Annotated in this window: 14 protein-coding genes and 2 pseudogenes; 7 read left to right on the top strand and 9 right to left on the bottom strand. The window is 37.2% G+C overall.

The window, feature by feature from the left end; translation table 11 throughout:
* Positions 1–347: 347 nt before the first annotated feature.
* The gene (locus A9Y75_RS28780; RefSeq protein WP_177176258.1) at positions 348–503 is read right to left on the bottom strand and encodes a hypothetical protein; all 156 of its coding nucleotides are present in this window, start codon (positions 501–503) and stop codon (positions 348–350) included.
* Positions 504–551: 48 nt separating this feature from the next.
* Between A9Y75_RS28780 and A9Y75_RS21955 the strand changes: the two genes are divergently transcribed.
* The 7 genes and pseudogenes from A9Y75_RS21955 to A9Y75_RS26895 form a co-directional block, all read left to right on the top strand.
* Positions 552–2,564 carry a DICT sensory domain-containing protein gene (locus A9Y75_RS21955; protein ID WP_071191643.1) on the top strand — a complete coding sequence of 671 codons (2,013 nt, stop codon included), beginning with the start codon at positions 552–554 and terminating at the stop codon, positions 2,562–2,564.
* A gap of 287 nt (positions 2,565–2,851) precedes the next feature.
* On the top strand, positions 2,852–8,020 hold the full coding sequence (locus tag A9Y75_RS21950; protein WP_083389702.1) for a P-loop NTPase fold protein: 5,169 nt from the start codon (positions 2,852–2,854) through the stop codon (positions 8,018–8,020).
* Positions 8,021–8,505: 485 nt separating this feature from the next.
* On the top strand, positions 8,506–8,925 hold the full coding sequence (locus A9Y75_RS21945) for a photosystem I reaction center subunit II PsaD (RefSeq protein ID WP_071191642.1): 420 nt from the start codon (positions 8,506–8,508) through the stop codon (positions 8,923–8,925).
* Positions 8,926–9,152: 227 nt separating this feature from the next.
* Positions 9,153–10,667 (top strand): anthranilate synthase component I, encoded by a 1,515-nt coding sequence (gene trpE / locus A9Y75_RS21940; protein ID WP_071191641.1) that lies wholly within the window; start codon positions 9,153–9,155, stop codon positions 10,665–10,667.
* Positions 10,668–10,997: 330 nt separating this feature from the next.
* Positions 10,998–11,126 carry a hypothetical protein gene (locus A9Y75_RS21935; protein ID WP_343232446.1) on the top strand — a complete coding sequence of 43 codons (129 nt, stop codon included), beginning with the start codon at positions 10,998–11,000 and terminating at the stop codon, positions 11,124–11,126.
* A gap of 80 nt (positions 11,127–11,206) precedes the next feature.
* Complete coding sequence (locus tag A9Y75_RS21930; RefSeq protein WP_071191639.1) at positions 11,207–12,406, top strand: PD-(D/E)XK nuclease family protein; 1,200 nt, start codon at positions 11,207–11,209, stop codon at positions 12,404–12,406.
* Positions 12,407–12,435: 29 nt separating this feature from the next.
* Positions 12,436–12,585 (top strand): annotated as a pseudogene (locus tag A9Y75_RS26895) (chorismate-binding protein); the annotation flags it as partial.
* A 92-nt stretch (positions 12,586–12,677) separates the two neighbouring features.
* Here A9Y75_RS26895 and folE read toward each other — a convergent pair.
* From folE to A9Y75_RS21890, 8 genes and pseudogenes are all read right to left on the bottom strand, one after another.
* A complete protein-coding gene (folE, locus tag A9Y75_RS21925; RefSeq protein ID WP_071191638.1) occupies positions 12,678–13,328 on the bottom strand; it encodes a GTP cyclohydrolase I FolE in 651 nt (216 codons plus the stop codon).
* Between the two features lie 106 nt (positions 13,329–13,434).
* Complete coding sequence (locus A9Y75_RS21920) at positions 13,435–14,469, bottom strand: GTP-binding protein (RefSeq protein WP_071191637.1); 1,035 nt, start codon at positions 14,467–14,469, stop codon at positions 13,435–13,437.
* Positions 14,470–14,827: 358 nt separating this feature from the next.
* Positions 14,828–15,115, bottom strand: a pseudogene (locus A9Y75_RS21915) (porphobilinogen synthase); the annotation flags it as partial.
* 418 nt (positions 15,116–15,533) lie between these two features.
* The gene (locus tag A9Y75_RS21910) at positions 15,534–16,148 is read right to left on the bottom strand and encodes a hypothetical protein (RefSeq protein ID WP_071191635.1); all 615 of its coding nucleotides are present in this window, start codon (positions 16,146–16,148) and stop codon (positions 15,534–15,536) included.
* Positions 16,149–16,216: 68 nt separating this feature from the next.
* Entirely contained in the window at positions 16,217–16,447 is a 231-nt protein-coding gene (locus A9Y75_RS21905; RefSeq protein WP_071191634.1) for a type II toxin-antitoxin system HicB family antitoxin, read from the bottom strand.
* Positions 16,444–16,683, bottom strand: a complete 240-nt coding sequence (locus A9Y75_RS21900) for a type II toxin-antitoxin system HicA family toxin (RefSeq protein ID WP_071191633.1) — start codon at positions 16,681–16,683, stop codon at positions 16,444–16,446. The genes A9Y75_RS21905 and A9Y75_RS21900 overlap by 4 nt, the downstream gene beginning before the upstream one ends.
* Before the next feature lie 154 nt (positions 16,684–16,837).
* On the bottom strand, positions 16,838–17,110 hold the full coding sequence (locus tag A9Y75_RS21895) for a hypothetical protein (protein WP_071191632.1): 273 nt from the start codon (positions 17,108–17,110) through the stop codon (positions 16,838–16,840).
* A gap of 226 nt (positions 17,111–17,336) precedes the next feature.
* On the bottom strand, positions 17,337–21,128 hold the full coding sequence (locus tag A9Y75_RS21890; protein WP_071191631.1) for an N-6 DNA methylase: 3,792 nt from the start codon (positions 21,126–21,128) through the stop codon (positions 17,337–17,339).
* Positions 21,129–21,561 lie beyond the last annotated feature (433 nt).

Below are 21,561 nucleotides of genomic sequence, written 5' to 3'. Positions count from 1 at the left end.
CCCATCTCCCCATCTCCCCATCTCCCCATCAATTTAACGGTTCTCGTTTTGAAGTCAAGGCTGGAAACTGGGGATTTTTACTTGATTTATTCGTTGTTGAGCATTGAGAGATGCTATACCTAGAAAATACTCAACTAGATGTTCAGTTGAATTTTTTTTAGTTTGGTTCAGTACCAAGTAATAGCCAAAATAACCAAGGTGTTTTTCGGTTACGGCGCTCAAAAATTGCCAAAGCTGTGGAAATCTACCTTTGAGTAGTATGCCATGCTGTGCTATTTTGGCTGTGTTTGCTGCAAAAGCTACAAATTGCCTTGGCTGGCGCTACCTGATAAGAAAGCTGTCTGTTGCTATATATTGGGCTTAGGAACATGGATCGATTTAGGGATTGGTAATGGGTATTGGGTAATAGGTAAGAGTTTTTCCAATGACCAATAACCAATAACCAATAACCAATGACCAATGACCAATAACCAATGACCAATGACCAGTTTTAATTTGTACAATGCATCTGTGACGTGGATCTTGTCTAGATTGGGCGTTTAACGATATTCATGAGCATTTCGACTTCCGTGCTGAGTGATTTGCTACAGTCACTACCCTACCTGCGACCCCAGTTATATTTCAAGGCTTCACTAACGGCGCTCTCCCATGCAATGGAAGATCAGGTTTTGGCTGCCACCTTGAGCCAGCCCCTGATTATTGCTAGTTTCCAACGAGAGCGATTCTACCGCCAAGAAGCTCATCGCTATCAACGACTGTCTCAACGAAGTAATCAAATATACGTATTATCGGCACCGGAAACGGAGTTTGCCCATAATTCGGAATACTATGAAAAAGTAGCTTTTGAGCCTGATGACGGTTTAAGTCAAGAGTGGCATTTGGTGGTGATCGCGGACAACTATGCTACCTGCTTGGTGTGCCGAGAAAGCGTTGGTTCTATTGCCAAAAATCAGCAGTTACCAGAAATTAGCCCTGGTTTAGATATCGACACAGCGAGAAGATTTGAGGGGATTTGGACATCAGAGCGGGGAGTAAGCCTCAAAGCCGCCCAATTGTTATTGGACAGAATTCTGGTTTACAGACCTGATTTGGTAGACAAAATTGAGGAGGCACGACAGAGGTTTGGTATTGGAGGATCAATCAAGATCACAGGCGCAGCGCCACTGAACGAATATGCTTGTGATATCGATACTGACCCTTTTGTACAGCGCTTGGTGACTTACCTGCAAGCTAGTCAGTATAAACTGCACAAGGCCTACCGTTCTATAGCGGCACAAGCACGGAAAGAACGCTTGGTAAACTCGATTAGCACGGCGATTAGGCGATCGCTTGATCCGCACTCTGTTCTCGAAGTGGCTGCACAAGAATTAGGTCAACATCTCGAAGCTGGTCGCTGTCTCATTTACCGCGCTCAAACTACCGAAGCCCAAGCCATCATTGAGCATGAGTTTTTAAGTCCTGGTGTGGTTTCGGTGCGGGGACAAACTTGGGAGTTAGAGAGCAATCCTCTGTTTCAAGAACTTACACAACAGGGTGAGGGCGTATGTGTTTCTGATACGCTGATTGACTATCGTGTGACTAGTTCTCCCAAACTTTCCTTAATTGTGAAAAAGTTGGGTATTCGTTCTTGGTTGATGGAACCTGTGTTCTCTCAAGGACGACTGTTGGGAATTGTTGAGTTACATTATTGCGATTTACCACCCCATGAGTGGCAACCAGGAGAATTGGATTTAGTGAAAGCGATCGCAACTCAAGTCGGTGCAGCCCTGATTCAAGCCGAAGCTTTTGCTAATTTAGAAGAACTGAACAAGCAGCTAGAAGCCCTTGATCGCACCCGCAGTAACTTGATAGCCATCACTGGTCATGAACTCCGTACCCCCCTATCTACTATTCAAGTTTGCCTCGAAAGTCTCGCTAGTGAGCCGGATATGCCACTAGAGTTGCAGCAGGTTATGCTCAGTACAGCCCTTTCTGACTCCGAACGGATGCGGAAACTAGTACAAGATTTCCTCACTCTTTCTAATTTAGAAAGTGGTCGAGTGGAATGGCATCCAGAAACCCTAAGTTTACAAGAATGTATAGATTTAGCTCTCAGCCGTTTGCGTACACGGTCATCAACAGAAAAAATACCCCAAATTAAAACGCAAATTCCGAAAACTTTACCTTTGATTAGGGCTGACGGTGATTGGCTAGTGGAAGTAATCGCAAAGCTGATAGACAATGCTTGTAAATTTACACCATCTCAAGGAGAGATTCACATTAAGGCGACTACTAGCAAACGCAATCAAATGGTTGAGGTGACTGTATCCGACACAGGACGGGGCATAGAACCTAATCGTCTCGAAGTAGTCTTTGACCGCTTTTATCAAGAAGAGGGAGCTTTGCGACGGACTGCGGGTGGTACAGGTCTGGGTTTAGCAATTTCTCGGCAAATAGTCACTGGTTGGGGCGGCAAAATTTGGGCAGAGTCCATCGGTAAAGACCAAGGTAGTCAGTTCCACTTCACTATTCCCATTGTTCAGGGTAGTGCAGAGGAACAGCAGTTGTTTGTTAAAAGCAAATAGGTCAGGACTTACTGAAGATCAAATCGGCGGTTAGAAACCGCGTCTACACAGACCAAACCCACCTGCGTGGGTTTCAAACCCTTAATTTTTCATTAGTCCGCGCAGGCGGACTTTGTTTGTATAGCCGCGACTTCCAGTCGCCAGGACTACCAACATCCTGTAAATCCTGATTCAGACAAATTTGCTGATAATTACTGTAAATAAACGTATAAAAGTATTTACAATCAAACAACAGCATAGTAAAACCAGTAACAGCCACACACAACTAAACTGGTGACACCACTGGCATGGAAGCACCCCAAGGTCAACAAGAAATCAGCAACCAACAATTAATAATCCCAGCAATCGAACCTGGCACAGAAGCAGAAACCCCAGAACCCGAAAAACCCTTTGCCGAGTTTGAGAGTAAAGTAAATGCAGTAGTCATATCACCCCAGGGACAAAGACGCATTGCCGTGGGTTTAATAGACGGCACAATAGAAATTTGGGATTTGCTAACTGGGGAAAAGTGGTCAAGTTGCCAAGGTCATAAAGGTTCTGTGAACTCAGTAGCCTTTAGTAGCGATGGTAGTAAGCTTGTTAGTGGCAGTAGTGATAATACAGTCCGGTTGTGGGATGCCGAAACTGGAGAAGCGATAGGTCAACCTTTCTTTGGTCATACAAGTAATGTCATATCAGTAGCCTTCAGTCCCGACGGCACACAGGTGGTGAGTGGCAGTGCTGACAACACAGTGCGGTTGTGGGATGCCAAGACCGGAAATGCTATCGGTCAACCATTCTCTGGTGATACAGTTCGGGTCTACTCAGTAGCCTTTAATCACGACGGTACACAAGTGGTGAGTGGCAGTGCTGACAACACAGTACGGTTGTGGGATGCTAAGACAGGAAATGCCATCGGTCAACCCTTTACTGGTCATACAGAATTTGTCAGGTCAGTAGCCTTCAGTCCTGACGGCAGTATGGTTGTCAGTGGCAGTGGTGACAACACAGTGAGACTGTGGGATGCCAAGACAGGAAATGCCATCGGTCAACCCTTTACTGGTCATACAAGTAATGTCATATCAGTAGCCTTTAATCACGACGGCACACAGGTGGTGAGTGGCAGTGAAGACAAGACAGTGCGGTTGTGGGATGCCAAGACAGGAAATGCCATCGGTCAACCCTTTATTGGTCATACAGAATTTGTCAATTCAGTAGCCTTCAGTCCTGACGGCAGTATGGTTGTCAGTGGCAGTGGTGACAACACAGTGAGACTGTGGGATGCCAAGACAGGAAATGCCATCGGTCAACCCTTTATTGGTCATACAGAATTTGTCAATTCAGTAGCCTTCAGTCCTGACGGCAGTATGGTTGTCAGTGGCAGTGGTGACAACACAGTGAGACTGTGGGATGCCAAGACAGGAAATGCCATCGGTCAACCCTTTACTGGTCATACAGAATTTGTCAGGTCAGTAGCCTTCAGTCCCGACGGTAAAACTGTGATCAGTGGCAGCGGTGACAACACAGTGAGACTGTGGGATGCCAAGACAGGAGCAGCAATTGGTCAACCTTTCTCTGGTCATACAAATAGTGTCAATTCAGTAGCCTTTAATCACGACGGTACACAGGTGGTAAGTAGCAGTTTTGACAACACAGTGAGAGTGTGGGATGCCAAAACAGGAAATGCCATCGGTCAACCCTTTACTGGTCATACAAATGGTGTCATGTCAGTAGCCTTTAATCACGACGGCACAGAAGTGGTGAGCGGCAGTAAAGACAACACAGTGAGACTGTGGGATGCCAAGACAGGAAATGCCATTGGTCAACCATTCTCTGGTCATGTAGGTATTGTTATGTCAGCAGCCTTTAATCACGACGGCACTCAGGTAGTCAGTGGCGGTGCTGACGAAAGAGTGCGGTTGTGGGATGCTAAGACAGGAGCAGCAATTGGTCAACCATTCTCTGGTCATACAAGTATCCTCATGTCAGTAGCCTTTAATCACGACGGCACACAAGTGGTGAGCGGCAGCGGTGACAAGACAGTGAGACTGTGGGATGCCAAGACAGGAGCAGCAATTGGTCAACCATTCTCTGGTCATACAAGTATCCTCATGTCAGTAGCCTTTAATCACGACGGCACACAAGTGGTGAGCGGCAGCGGTGACAAGACAGTGAGACTGTGGGATGCCAAGACAGGAGCAGCAATTGGTCAACCATTCTCTGGTCATACAAGTATCCTCATGTCAGTAGCCTTTAATCACGACGGCACACAAGTGGTGAGCGGCAGCGGTGACAAGACAGTGAGACTGTGGGATGCCAAGACAGGAAATGCCATCGGTCAACCCTTTACTGGTCATACAGGTGGGGTCTACTCAGTAGCCTTTAGTCCTGACAGCAGTATGGTTGTTAGTGGCAGTGGTGACAACACAGTCCGGTTGTGGGATATTTCCGACCCCCAGCACAAGCGACAAATAGAAATCGGAGAACATCAAGGAAAGGTTTCTTCCGTTGCTTTTGACCCTCTGGGAGACTACATTATCAGTGCTGGCGAAGATGGTATCAAAGTCTGGCGTTGGCAAAGATTTAATATTACTCGTGTTCCTCAAGCTTTCCGCAATGACCAAGCAACCGGTGAAGACTCTTTAGATGTCGCTAAGGAACTGCAATCTTTAGCTGATGTTTTGATGTTACGAAGTCTTGAACCTCCTTTAGCAGTGGCGATTTTAGGTAGTTGGGGTAGTGGTAAATCTTTTGGAATGCACTTAATAGAAAAACACATTACCAAAATTCGCTGTCAACAAATAACTGCAAAACAGACATGGGGAGAAAAGGGAGATGAACCAAATCTTTCTCCTTATGTTGGTCATGTTTACCAAATTAAATTTAATGCCTGGAGTTATGCTAAGTCTGATCTCTGGGCAAGTTTAATGCAGACTATTTTTGATCAACTTGACCGTCAATTAACTTTAGAAAAGCAATTAGGAGAAGTTTCTAATTTGCTGGCTGGTGGTGATGTTTGGCGTGTTATTAATCAGATGAATGATAGTGACAGAAAGGCAATTTTAGAATCGGAATTGAGCAAAGAAGTATTTGCTAAATTTAAAGAAAAAAATGCTGATGGTAATGCCCTTTGGGATATTCTCAGTGAAGTTAGAGAAGAAGAACAGAAGAAATTAGAACAAACGGAACAGGAATTACAAAATTTAGAAGCCGAAGTAAAAAGCAAGAATCAAGAAATTGAGAATAAATTTAATTTAGAAGTTAAGCAGCTTGAGCAAGAATTTAACCAAGAGGTGAAGAAGATTGAGGTGAATGTTGAAGAAGAAATGACAGATCTAGCGACATTGATTATTTTTCTGTCTCAACTTAAAGAAACTCTCAAAGATGATTTTGGTGATTCTATTCTCAAAGATTTTCTCAATTCCTGCGGGTTTAAAGATAAAAAAGATTTAGAAACTCAATTCCCGTTGTTGAAGTTAGATAAATTAGCTGACTCTAATCTCCTAGATGTAGCACAAGAATTAATTGCCAAGAAAGATGATAAAATTAAACTTATCATTAATAATGTCCAAAAAATAACTCATTTTCTGGAAGAACAACCTAGTAATATAGTTGGGTTAATTGAATTTACTAAGAAAGACAAAAAGACATTATTCATATTTTTGGGTGCAACTGCTTTACCATTTATCGCTTATTTTTTAATTGTTTCTGTTATCCCGAAGTTTTTACCAGCACTTCTAGAAATATCCACAGCTTTAAAACTTTGGTTAACTAGTGTAGCTGCTATTCCAGCTATATCTGTGAGTATGGAAATTTTAAAAAAAATCCAAATCTTGCAAGTAAAAACGGTGAAATTTTTACAAGTAGCTAGGGAAAATATTAAAGAGGAGAAACAAAAGCTAATTAAAACCAAGGATGAAAAAGTTAAAGAACAAATTAATCAACGTAAATCAGAATATGAGCAAAATCAAGTTAAGGAAATCTCCGCGAATAAGGAAGCAGCTAAACAAGAAATAACTGAAAAAGAGCAGGAAATTGAAAAACTGCAATTACAGGTAGAAAGACAAAAACAACGTGTTGGTTTAACTGCTCAATATAAATCTTTATTGGATTTTGTCAATAACCGTTTAGAGGATAATTCCTACCGAAAACTTCTTGGTTTAATGCACCAAATCCAAGATGATTTAGCAGATTTATCTGACCATTTAACCTATAAACCAGGAAATACAAATCCTGAAAAACTCAAAGCTCTTAAAAAATATTTCCCCAGAGGTTCTGCGAGAATAGTTTTATATATAGATGATTTAGATCGTTGTCCTCCTGATAGAGTTGTTCAAGTTTTAGAAGCTGTACAATTATTGTTAAATACAGAAATATTTGTCGTTATCTTAGCCATAGACGACCGTTATATTGGTCGGGCTTTAGAACACAATTATAGAGGAGTTTTAAAACGTGGTGGTACTCCCTCTGGTGTTGACTATATAGAGAAAATTATCCAAATTCCCTACAGAATGCGGCCTATTAGCAGAGAAGTAGCAGAAAAGTATTTAAAATCTTTGGTAGATATTGAAGAGGAGTCTAAAAAAGACAGTCAAAATATCTCTAATTCCCAGCAAATAATTGATGAAAATCTGATTTTGCAACAAACAACAGGAGAAAATAGTATCCCTTTACAACAAGTAAATGATGAAAGTAGCTTTTTAAAAGAATTAGAACAATTTCCAGAAAAATCATATCAAGATGAAATTGAAGAAATACCTGTTGATACTGAAGCACAAACAGAACAAGTTTATAATCTCCCAGTATCTACTTCTACTAAAAATTTAGGTGTTAAAGGTATTTCTGAATCTAGAACTAGAGAAGATAATTCAAAAGAGAATAATAGAAAAATACAACATTCTGCAAATACAGACCCATTAGTTACTTTTGAAAGATTTACTGCTGAAGAATTTAAATGGATAAAAGAATGTTGTCAGCACGTTGATTTAACTCCGAGAACTGCAAAACGACTTATTAATATTTGCAAAATCATTAAAATTATCTGGACTCCAACAGAGAATGATGCAACATGGAAAGTAGAACCAACACCAGAATGTAAGCAAACATTAATTGCGTTTCTGGCTTTAGCTGGTAGATATCCCAAGGAAATACGAAAAATATTGGAAGATATTTATTTAGAATTTGAAGAAGAAGGAAAAGATACGGTAGAAATTGAAAAAAATAAATGGCTCAACTATTTACAAAAATTAGATGTATTTATGGATAGATATAACCAAAGAGAATGGAAAAAGTTTAAAAATGATTTTGAAGAAATGCCACCACGAGATAAATTTCTGTTTGAAAAAAGAACTTTTAATTTAGCTAGATCATTCTGTTTTGTAGGTGATATTGGTTACGACCCCGATGATCATTATAATCGTGAATATAGATTTGAAGATAAGAAAAAAGATTATGGTTTTTATAGAGAGAATTTGTAATTCTATCAGCCCTGCAATTAATTGAATGACTCTTATTTGATTTTTGTTCGCATATAGGTGGTTAGGACATCAATTGATAATGAAACTCCCACTACAAGAGGGTTTTACTCCTGAACGGCAGTTGACGGCAGTTGCTACAAGTCGGGGAACCCGCCCATCGCACTGCCTCCTTTATGCCGGGGAACCCGTCCACCGCACTGCCTCCTCCTGTACGGGCGTATTGCAATACGCCCCTACTGACTCCTGCTATAGCTTGCGCTCTGCACTTAACAAACTGGAGCTTATGTAAAGAAATTTAAAGTAATGTAATGTAATGTTAATTTATAGATTGATTCTCAAAAATTGTTCTATTGTTGCTTGATCTCACATTCTGAAGCCTTTGGCCAGACTCAATCACTAAAAACTGTTACAGTCTATGACGCGATCGCAATATAAGCTCAATTACGATGTTAGTATGCCCTAAAAACGTTGAGAGACAACCTCTTATGGCAGACACTCTTACTGGTAAAACTCCACTTTTCGGTGGCAGCACTGGCGGATTGCTGAAAAAAGCACAAGAAGAAGAAAAGTACGCTATCACCTGGACTAGCCCTAAAGAGCAAGTTTTTGAAATGCCTACAGGTGGCGCTGCCACAATGGTTAAAGGCGAAAACCTGCTTTATATCGCTCGGAAAGAGTATGGCATCGCTTTGGGCGGCCAACTCCGGAAATTCAAAATCACAGACTACAAAATTTACCGGATTCTTCCCAGCGGTGAAACCACTTTCATTCACCCAGCTGATGGTGTGTTCCCAGAAAAAGTGAATGCTGGTCGTGATAAAGTGCGCTTTGTACCCCGCAGAATTGGTCAAAACCCCAGTCCTGCACAACTGAAGTTCAGTGGTAAAGCTACTTACGATGCATAGTACCGCAGGGCGGAATTAAAAATTAACAATTAAAAATTAAAAAAGCAGACTCAACAAGCTGTTAACGAATTTTTAATTGTTGGTTGATTTACGCCGTTGTGAATTAATCGTTGAGTAGTGGTTAATGGGTAATGGGGAAAAAGAAAAACTTTTACCAATTACCCATTGCCAATAACTCGTTCGTAATTGTTAATTTTTAAGTTTTAATTGTTAATTTTTAATTATTTATGATTTTTCCCGATTTCACCCAGTTTCAAAAACTCGCTTTACAAGGTAATTTTGTCCCTGTATATCAGGAATGGGTAGCTGACTTAGATACTCCTGTTTCTGCTTGGTATAAAGTATGTGCAGAGCAACCTTATAGCTTTTTACTGGAATCGGTGGAAGGGGGGGAAAAACTAGGGCGTTATAGTTTATTGGGTTGTGATCCTCTGTGGATTTTGGAAGCCAGAGGTGATAAAACTACCCAAACACATCGAGATGGTTCTGAGCAAGTTTTTACCGGCGATCCTTTTACAGTTTTAGCTGAATGTTTAGCACCCTATCACCCAGTAAAATTACCGCAACTACCTTCAGGAATTGGCGGTTTATTTGGGTTTTGGGGTTATGAATTAATTAATTGGATTGAGCCGCGTGTACCAATTCATCCCCAAGATGAGCGGAATATACCTGATGGATTGTGGATGCAGGTAGACCAGTTATTGGTTTTCGACCAGGTGAAACGGAAAATTTGGGCGATCGCATATGCTGATTTACGTGACCCAAATGTTAATTTAGAGGTAGCCTATCAACAGGCGTGCGATCGCATTCAGGAAATGGTCAGCAAGCTATCTTTACCCTTATCGCCACAAAATACCAAATTAGCTTGGACAGCCCCTGGAAACAAGCCCAAAGCAGGAATAGAGGAATACACCAGCAACTTCACCCGTCCAGAATTTTGCGCCAGTGTCGAAAAAGCTAAAGAATATATCAAAGCTGGTGATATCTTCCAAGTGGTCATTTCTCAACGCCTATCTACAGAATATACTGGCGACCCCTTCGCCCTTTATCGTTCTTTACGCCAAATCAATCCTTCACCTTACATGGCATATTTTAACTTTAAGGATTGGCAAATTATCGGTTCTAGTCCTGAAGTCATGGTGAAGGCAGAATGCGACCCAGATGGGGGTATAATCGCCACAGTCCGCCCCATTGCTGGAACAAGACCCAGAGGGAAGACAACGCAAGAAGATGCGGCTTTCGCTGAAGATTTACTCCAAGACCCCAAAGAAATCGCCGAACACGTCATGTTAGTTGATTTAGGACGCAATGATTTGGGGCGTGTGTGCGAAAGCGGTAGCGTTAAAGTTGATGAATTAATGGTAGTTGAACGCTATTCCCATGTTATGCACATTGTCAGTAATGTGGTGGGTAAATTAGCAAATGACAAAACAGCCTGGGATTTGCTTAAAGCCAGCTTCCCAGCCGGTACAGTCAGCGGTGCGCCGAAAATCAGAGCGATGGAAATCATCAACGAATTAGAACCAAGTCGCCGGGGTGTGTATTCTGGTGTGTATGGGTATTATGATTTTGAAGGGCAATTAAATAGTGCGATCGCAATTAGAACGATGGTATTGCATAATCATACCGTCACAGTCCAAGCTGGTGCCGGTTTAGTCGCTGATTCAGAACCAGAGAAGGAATACGAGGAAACGCTGAATAAAGCTAGAGGGTTATTAGAAGCAATTCGTTGTTTGCGGTGAACTCTATTTCCTACGAAGAAGGGAAATTAAAATCAACACTGGAGCTAAACTATGATACCAGACGGCAGATTAGCAAACACTTCACTTTTGTTTGAAACTTACAAAGTGAATGATTATTAACCTAACCCCCCAGCCCCCCTTCCCTACCAGGGAATGGGGGTTTCAAAGCCTCTCCCCGCGTCGGGGAGAGGTTTGGAGAGGGGTTTATTTATACATTAAAAACTTTTAAAACATCCTCTTAGTAAACCTTCAACCTTACTTGGTCGGATTAAAGTTGAAAAGGTAGATAAATTCAATTTATTTAAATTTAATGATGAACTCCAGAAGCGAATGGAAGAACTTTTGGATAGAAAAAAAGCTGATTTGCTGACTTCAGAGGAAGTTATAGAACTGGAAGCTATTGGAGAGTTAGATAGAATTTTCACTCACATCAATGCGATGTTAGTAGCTCAAGTATGACTATTTATGAATTTCTTGTAAAAGAATATAAATCTCTGTTTAGGTATAGGTAAAATTTTAGTATTTGCGCGGGGTAAAATTTGGCTTCAAATAAACAACGAGAATTACTAGAAAGTTTCATAGTTGACAATGAAGATTTAGAAGAACTAGAGGCAAAACTAGCTGAGTTCAATATTTTTGAAGCTATTGGTGTAGTAAGACAAGAAATTAGGCATTCAAATTTTTTAGCATTTCTGCTAGATCCATCTCAAAATCATAGACTTGATGATATTTTTCTCAAGCGATTTTTGAAGCGAGTGCTTTTAGAAACGGATAACCCTACAAATACAAATTATACAAAAATTAGTCCTGTTGATATAGATATAGCTGATTTAACAGACTCAGAGATTAGACGTGAGTGGCAAAATATTGATATTCTTATCCATTCACCGCGTAATAAATTAATATGTGCTATAGAAAATAAAATTGATTCGGGAGAACATTCAAACCAGTTAGAAAGATATCAGAACATTATTGATATTGAATACAAAAATTATCGAAAAATTTTAATTTATTTAACTCCCGAAGGAAGTTTATCATCTAAAGCCAATTGGAGAATATATAGCTATTCTCAAGTAATACAAATAATTGATAGTATTTGTAAAAGTTATAAATCTATACTTGGTGCAGATATTTACACATTAATGACACATTATTCCACATTAATTAGGAGATATATTGTGAGTGATTCAGAAATTGCAGAACTTTGCCGTAAAATTTATTTTAAACATAGGCAAGCTCTTGATTTAATTATTGAGCATCGTCCAGACTTACAGTCAGAAATAGTTGTGGAAATTAAGAAATTACTAAATCCACTTATTGAATCTAACGAAATATTTGCAGATTTTTGGAACAAGGGATACACAAGTTTTGGAGCGAAACACTGGGAAAATAAATTAGGAAGTCGAGTAATGATTTATTTTCAATTTGAAAATCTTCCTAGTTCTCTTAGCATGAGAGTGCAAATTGGACCCAGTGACAATAAAGAAATCCGTCAGAAAATATTTGAGTTATTACAAAAGCAAGACTATTCAAAAATTTTCAAAAAAACAAGACTAAGTTCAAAATGGACAACCATTTATAATAAACAAATTTTAAATAATATTGATTATGAGGATGGTGATATTGAAAATATCATCAAAAAAATTCAGGATTTTTGGCAAGATTTTAGTAAAAATGACTTTGTAGCTATAGAGCAGATAATTAGCACAACTATAGAGATGATTTTAAATCATAATTGAATAGTGCGATCGCAAAGCGCTCCGAAGGAATCGCAATTCGGACGATGGTATTGCATAATCATACCGTCACAGTCCAAGCAGGAGCCGGTTTAGTCGCTGATTCAGAACCCGAAAAGGAATATGAGGAAACACTGAATAAAGCCAGAGGGTTATTAGAAGCAATTCGTTGTTTGCGGTGAATTTCATAAAAAAGTAGAGACAAAAAATTTTTCTGTCTCCACACCACAAGTGCCAAATATAATAAATCAACGCCAACAGAAACTAGTTATATTTAGTGAAAATTGGCGCTGTGCCGAATCAAATTCATAAACTCCTCACGAGTCCGCCTATCTTCTGCAAACACACCACGCATAGCACTAGTCACAGTCCAAGAACCAGGTTTCTGCACACCCCTCATTACCATACACATATGAGTTGCTTCTATAACTACAGCAACTCCTTGGGGTTTGAGTAACCCTTGCAGTGCGTCAGCAATTTGCACTGTAAGACGTTCCTGCACTTGCAACCGTCGTGCATACATTTCACAAATGCGCGCAATTTTAGATAATCCTATCACCTTACCATTGGGAATATAGGCTACATGAGCGCGACCAATAATTGGTAGGATATGATGCTCACAGGAACTGAAAATATCAATGTCCCGAATTAATACCATTTCATTGGCATCTTCTTTGAAAACTGCTCCATTGAGGAGTTCATCTAAAGATTCATCATATCCCTTGGTGAGAAACTGCAAAGCTTTTACAACTCGTTTCGGAGTGTCTTTTAACCCTTCACGATCAGGATTTTCTCCTAATCCAATCAGCAAAGTACGCACAGCCTGAACCATTTCTGCTTCTGTGACAGTTGGCTGTTGCTGAGTAGATATAGATGATACTAATTGAGCAACAGAATTTATATCGGGACTAATCGATAGAGTCATTTGCTATGTTTGAGCGGTATGGGTTATGAACTGATTAACGGCAGATTAGCAAACACTTCACTTTTGTTTGAAACTTACAAAGTGAATGATTATTAACATATCTTAATCATAACAGACATTCATTAAGTTTTGTGTAAATTTCCTGAGTATTCAACTTTCTGCCAATAAAAACCACCTGATTTTTAGGTGAAGTTTGCCATTCATCAGCGTGTAAGTTGTAACGGGGTCCACTCAGTTGAAAAATATGGCGCAACTCACTATCACTAAACCATAAAATGCCCTTAGCTCGAAATACATCTTGCGGCATTTCTTCGGTAAGAAAATGCTCAAATTTATGCACATCAAATGGTCTATCACTTTGGAAAGAAATCGAAATAAACCCATCGTTCTCTAAATGATGAGAGTGATGATGATGATGATGATGATGATGTTCATGTTCATGATGATGTTCATGTTTATGAGTATCTTCATCATCAATAGCAATATACTCATCTGTAGGAGTTAAATCGACATCTAAAATAAGCGGTAACGCAACTTCTCCATATTTGGTATGCAGAATCCTCGCAGAATCTTTCAAATCATGGATGAACTTTTCTACTTCTTGCAGTTTTTCTGAAGGAACAAGATCTGTTTTATTCAGAAGAATAATATCTCCATAGGTAATCTGTTTTAAAGCAGCTTCACTTTGAAAATGTTCTTCATTAAATGTTTCCGCATCTACTACTGTCAGAATCGAGTCAATTTTTGTTAAATCTCTCAATTCCGTACCCAAAAAAGTTAAAATAATTGGTAGTGGGTCAGCGACACCAGTAGTTTCAATCACCAGATAATCAATCCGTTCTTCTCGTTCTAAAACCCGATAAACAGCATCAACTAAACCATCATTTATTGTGCAGCATATACAGCCATTGCTGAGTTCTACCATATCTTGGTCTACAGAAACTAGCAATTGGCTATCAATATTAATATCACCAAATTCATTTACAAGTACCGCAACTTTTAAATCTTGTTTATTCTTGAGAATTTGATTTAAAAGCGTAGTTTTGCCACTTCCTAAAAATCCTGTAATGATAGTTACAGGCATTCCCAGCTTGGGAATATCAATGCTTGGGTTTGAAGTTTGTTGTGTGAGAGTCGTCATATTTAAACCTCGTGGATGGAAGTTGTTGAATTTTGTTTTAAATTAGTCAAGCAAGCAGGTTTAAGCTGTGTTGTACTAGATTAATGAACTGACCATATTAAATCGAAACGAGAATCGTTATCAATATAGCGCAAAAAAGTCTGAATGTGACAACTTGGCTGAAAAAACTCAATTTCTGGAAAAATACAAGACATCGAAAGTGCTGTAAATATAGCAACGGACAAGGCTGTTAGGACATCAACCAATGCTAAAACTTAGACACCAAAAGATTTTTAGCTCTGTCACCTGTCCCCTGTCACCTGCTATATCTGTTCAAATGTGTATAATTAATTCTGTCGGAGTACTTACCAATCCCCAATCACAACAGCATCAAAGCCACTTCTTTTGCAAAATAAGTCAAAATTAAATCAGCACCAGCCCGTTTCATACTGGTTAAAGTTTCTAAAATCACCTTTTTCTCATCAATCCAGCCATTTTTAGCAGCAGCTTTAATCATGGCGTATTCACCACTAACGTTGTATGCTGCCACTGGTAAATTGGTCGCTGCTTTTACTTGACATATTATATCTAGATATGCTAAGGCTGGTTTGACCATAACGATATCTGCACCTTCAGCAATATCTAATTCCACCTCTTTTAAAGCTTCTTTTCATCTACAGTTAAAATCGTTTCCCGCACCATTTTTCGTAGGGTTTCAGTGCGACGCAAACGACGGGGACGCTGGAATAGGTGTGATGAATCTACGGGTGACATTAAATTTTATTTAAAATGATAATCGTTATTATACTCTAATTCAACACAGATGCAAGTTGGGTTGAGGAATGAAACAATATCGCAATATCTTTGGTATTAATCCTGAAACTGTTTGTAAAAGTTTTAACTAACCACATTATGTCTATGATATTGCCTAATCATACCGTCACAGTCCAAGTCGGTGCAGGTTTAGTCGCTGATTCAGATCCAGAAAAGGAGTAGGAGGAAACACTAAATAAAGCCAGAGGATTGTTAGAAGCAATTCGTTGTTTGCGTTAAATCAGTTATCAATTAGTAAATGTTGTCATAATTCATGATCCAGAAATAATACTTGTAAGGATTTTCATAAGTGTTGACAAATCTTCTGGAACTCGATAACGTTTTTGGTCTTGAGTTACTTGACGATTTTTGCGGTTATAAACTCCAAAACGCCAATCTTCACCAGTCGTAACTGCTCCATAAATAAGCTCAGAAGTAGATTTCGTCCATTGATCAAGTGCAATTAATTCAATAGCAAGTTGAGTAAATCCCCTCACCAAATCTGATTGTTTAGCTTCAATAACTAATAGATTTTGAGGTGCTGCAATATAATAATCTACAGTTCCTTTCAAATAATCATTGACTGCAATTGAATATTCTATATTAAGTCGCTGGTTAGTTAAATCGCATACCTCAAACAAAATTGGACCTATTAAAGCCTCACGTCTAGCAGTTTCATTCACTAAATCTATGTGAGATAAATTTCGCTGAATCTGGTGCTGTAAAAAGTCTAAATTTAGCGTTTCCGAAGATTCAGGTAATGTTAAATCTTGCCTTTCAATAGTGCAGTTTAATTCTGCTAAGATATCATCAATGGTAAAGGATAATTCAAAATATCGGCTGAAAGTATAGGATTCACCAGGTTTGAGAATACGACGGGAACTCATAAGCAACCTAAGTTAAATTAAGATAAGTCTATTTTACAGAAAATCCTTTAAAGTATCATCAAATTTAACTAGGCAATCTGTAATGGTTTTTGAGGAAGCATTCGGGGTTCTGGTAATACTTGATTTTCTTGAGTAAGCATCTCAACAAAAGCCTCAATTACTTCCTGACCATTTCTAGCAGCTTCTTCATAAGTTTTACCATGAGTATGAAACTCCTGCCAGGGAAATTCAGGTAAGTGAACTAAAAAAAGTTGATCCTCTTGAGACCATTGAATTACCATGCTGTAGTGATAAATCATTCTTCACCTTCCTTATTTTCTGGTTTTTCTAGTTCTTCCAGCTTTTTCAGCACCCGCTGAATGTTTTTTTCTAAATATAGCGGAGCATCATCTCCATCTTTTCCCGGTATGGTTAATGGTTCTTCCGGTAATAAAGGATGTTTCCAATAAGTATGACTTCCTTTACCTCTACCTGCTTGAAGGAGATACCCAACTTTTGCTACTATTGCCTTCAGTTCTCTTATTTTCTTCGGCATTTCTCATTACCACACTCCTGGTTTATATTGTATGCTATTTCTGTACAACATAATCATTGTCTGAATCAGGATATCCAGGATTTAAGGATTTACAGGATGATGATAAAATTAATCAGAAAAGTTAAACTACAATGATTAGTGTCTAAAAGATACATCACTCAAAAGGATTAATACGATTATTCATTTTCACTTTACCTCTAGTTTCAGAGACTAACTCCAGACATTCTTCTAAATCATCCCCTACCCATGTACCAGCATGACGTAAAATTGAACGTCCTGAAGCTGGCCTATAGTTAGTTTTTTCTGATAAATTTGTTTCTTGTTTATATTTAATAAATTCGACAAATTCATCAATCAATTTTAAATTTTCTGGTAAAATCGTTAATAAATTTTGTTCAATTTTTTGTCTTAATTCAAGAGAGTTCATAATTTTGATCTCCTAATTAAAATTAATATTTTTTACTTTTATAAAGATTGATTGTTGATTATGATAAAATTGTAGCATAAATTCGGGTTTCTGAAAACTCTATTACAACAATCATTTGTCAGAATCAGGATTTACAGGATTTAAGGATTTACAGGATGTTAATTTTTAATGATCTCACATTGAACTTAGGTAAGATAAAACTATCAGCCATAAGGAGTAACATTAACTATAAATATTTCTTCATCACTTGTTGCTTGAGACTAGAAGATTCATCTATCATTTTCTGATTATTAGTAATTACTTGCTCTAGTTTCTCTACTTCTGAAACTAATTTTTCTTGAGTTGATAAAGGTGGTAAAGGAACTTGTAAATCTGAATACATTTGACCATTAATATTAGGTTGTGATGTCCCTGTTTGAGTATCGGCAACCCACTTTTTATAAAAACTAGACTGAGTTACTAATTTCAAAAAATCGGGTAATAATTTATCTTTATTAGTGCGAAAACGAATTAAATAGCCTGCATATAGGGCTTTGCCATACTTGTTTTTGTATAAAAAAGTTTTTCCAACTGTAGCCCCTGATCTAGCAAAAACAAAATCACCTTCTTTCAAAATATATTTTTCTTCAATGTTTGCAGCAGTTCTCCACTCAGAATTTAATTCTCCATTATCATTAATGTCTGTAATTCTAATATAACGATAATCTGTCAGAGGATTTCCATCAATAGCACTCTCATTAGCACCATACTGAGGTTTGTCACAAATTGATCCTAACTTTACTAAATTATATTGACCATAAATATTATCAGATTTATTCTCAATTTCATTTTTAGCCTGTTCAATTGCCTCTTTGGACTTAATTACATTTTGATCTATCTCCTCACACTCATCTACTATTTGCTGCTGCACTTCTAAAGGTGGTAAAGGAATTTTAGTAGCTTTTACTCTTTCAGTATTAAGATTTTGTACTACTCCTCCAGCCGCACTTTCTGAAAATTGCTGTTGAGTATCTTTGTAGGATAAAATCTCATACAAATAATCTTTATTGAGTTTTTCACTAAATTTAGATAGGAGTAACCAACCATCATGAATGCAGCCAGATATTTTCATAATATAAGGTCTTCCAAAGCTCATTGAGTTAGATAAAATAAAGTCTCCTTCATTTACTTTTCTGGATTTTTCAGCACCTTCTAAAGTTATTTTTTCTGCTGTTTGAGTAATATATTTTGATCCTTCACTAACATCACCTATTTTAATCCAATTTATGCCATTTATATCTGTTGTGATATATTTATCAATTGGTCTAGGTGATGCACCTCTAACAATTTCGCATATATTTTCTAACTTTACTAACTCCCATTTAGTTTCAATTTTCAAATTTTTCTTAGGAGTAAGTGAAAAAGTTTTATTAAAATCCTTACGAGAGAAATCTAATAAATCTACCAAACTAGCATAAGTAATATATTCGCTGAGATTTTTCAATTCAACATCTTCACTATTACCATGAAAATTTTGCTGAATCCAATAATTTATTTTTTCAGAATTATAGCGATTATCAGGATCAAAAAGCGGCGTAATATGACTACCAGAAAGATATTTCAGCCCTTCATTACCTTTAGCATTACTCCATTCATAGCCAAGAAATTGTTTTTGTTCCTTATTATCCCCAGGACTTTTCACAATTAGAACTTTCTGTGAATTATTAACAGCCAAGATGAAATAATAGAGTTTATCTTTTTCAATTATTTGCAGATATTCTAAAAACCGCTTATTCAGTTCCACCTCTTTTTCTGGAGATAATAAATCCTTAAAAGATTTTCTCTTTTTCAAATTAACAATATCAGTGCTTTTATCAAACTCATTTTTATATTCTTTAAATAGTTCATATTCTAATAACTGCTCAGAAGGAACACCTAATAAAAGGGTTTGGTAATCGTCAAAACCTACATTAATATGCTCACAATACTTTTTCACCAAATAAATATCTTCATAAATTCCTCCACTTGCTTCTATTTCATATTGCCAATTTTCAAAAAAGTCTAAAACGCGATTGTTGTATTGTTCCGCAGGTTCAGGACGTTGTGCTTTTCTCCGCAAAAATAAGATAATTGTATTTGTTCCAGTTTTACTAAAGGTATTACTACCCAATTCTACAAGGGAAATAATATCAAAATATTTTAGTAAAATTTCTCTAGTAGCAATATGGGTATTATCAGAATTAGAAAGCACAGATGATGGTACAATAATTCCCGCAACTCCATTAGGTGCAAGTAGTTGTTTAGCTCGTTCAATAAAGAAACATTGAATATATTTATTACCTAAATCAGAAATAGTGCTAAAAAGCTCATACTTTTGTCGTTGTTCTTCCGATAAAGTATCTAAAAAATCTTCTACAGCAAAGGGTGGGTTAGCTACCAAAATATCAAAACTTTCTAACTTAATCTCTGGTATATCATCAAGAGCATCATGGGGTAGGATATTAATACCTTCCTGTCCATACATAAAAGCTGATACCTTCGCAACCTTTGATAGTCGAGATTCTTTTTCTATACCATAGATATTTCTGAAAAAAGCTGAAGGTTCTAATTTTTTATATTTTTCAATAAAAGGTTTTGTTTGAATTGCTAACTCAGTGAGAAAATGCCCTGAACCGCAAGCAAAATCTATCACTTTGGGTAACTCAGAATTATCTTTAAGAATGTTTTCTAAAGGCAAAGACATACAGATAAATCGAGTAACTGGAATAGGTGTAAAAAATTGTCCTTCAGATTGCTTAATACCATTATCTAAAAAGAACTCAAACATATCACCTAAAAACTGATTTTGTTCTTGATTTTTTAGGCGTAAGTCTTGCCACATTTGCACAATTTCTAGCAGAATTTTAATATTTTTATTAAACAAATTTTTGTTATAAACATCAATAAAAGCAAAATCATTATTAGTAAAAAATTTTAATTGACGAAAATAATCTTTAATTGTAGTTTTAATAGCATTGCGATTAGCAGGCCAAAACGCATTTTCAATATCATCATTACTTACATAAGTAATTTCTTCACCTAGATATTTCTCCATGCCATATTTATACAAACCTTGCAACCGATCTATAAAATCATAATAATTATCATAAGCTATACCTTTCCAATAAAATTTAAGTTCTTGGGGATGCTGAGTTTCATCTACAATTTTGCATAAGAAAAGATTAACTAAAATATCAAAAGCATTTTCTCGACCAGAAACATTATGCTTTCTCAAAATAGTTCTAAAAATATGATATTTTTTGTCTTTATCTTTAACATCAATAAATTTAAGGTCTTCAATAGTATATTTATCTTTACCAATTTGATATGCAGGAATATTATCCTCAAAAATGCCCTTAGTAGTTGCTTCTAATTGATAGGTTTCTTTCCACACTTTGAAACGTTCTTTTACATCTTTTGCTTTCTCAAAACTGAGTAGGTTATCATCCTCTGCTAGGATTTTCAGGTTGTCTTTATGAGATATAACGTAATACTCAAAAATACAAATATTATCCAGAAAATCAGAAGTATAAAGACACAAAAATTCAGTTCCCATAATTTGTTGGGCATAAGAAATTAGCTGTCCGCCATCATTTTTAGTATCTTTCCAAGCGTTATTAAACTCCTTACCTGCGGTTTTACACTCTATAATCAACATTGGTTTACCCTGTTGATTTTTGACTAAAATATCTGCACGACCACCACTAGCACCATGTCCAACTTTCCATGTAGGTTCTAGTTCTATGTGTTCAGGTTTATAGCCTTTTGATAATAGCCGATGTACACATTCAAATACTACAAAATTCTCGTTTTGAGAGAAATTACAAGTCTGACGCTCATTAATCTTTAAGCCGTGATCTTCAGGATAAATTAATTCTTTTTTATTAAAATCTACCTTGATAATTCCCTCAGTGTGTGAGAAACTCTTTGAGAATATACTTTTATTTTCTTGAAAGTTTAAGGATAGTAGAACAGATTTAAAATTTTCTTGAGTAATCATTTTTTGATATTGACAGCAATTACCTGATTATATATTTATAAATGCAACCTGTAACTCTGCACAATAGTTAAGTTAAATTTACCAGATTGGGAATGGTTGAATAGAGTGATTACTTTGCCCACCGTAGCGATCGCATCTAAATCAATATTCATAAGCCAGCATCTTTTTTACTCAGCATCATTATAAATAACCTGAGTAAACATTATACTAAACCTAACCCATCTAAACCAGTATTTGTTAAGTATATTTACATCAACCAGGATGATTTTGATAACATAGTTTTCATCAGGTCTGCTCAAATTATAACTTTTCTAAATCCTGCACATCCTGATTCAGACAATCTGCGTTTATCTGCGTTCTTATCCTGAAAATCCTAAAATCCTGGACATCCTGATTCAGATAAAATATTAATTTTTTTGCGTTCCTTGCATAA

This window comes from Trichormus sp. NMC-1 (assembly GCF_001858025.1).
In the GTDB taxonomy this organism is placed as follows: domain Bacteria; phylum Cyanobacteriota; class Cyanobacteriia; order Cyanobacteriales; family Nostocaceae; genus Anabaena.
The sequence above is the reverse complement of the archived record's forward strand: the minus strand, read 5'-3'. Positions and strand labels throughout refer to the sequence as shown.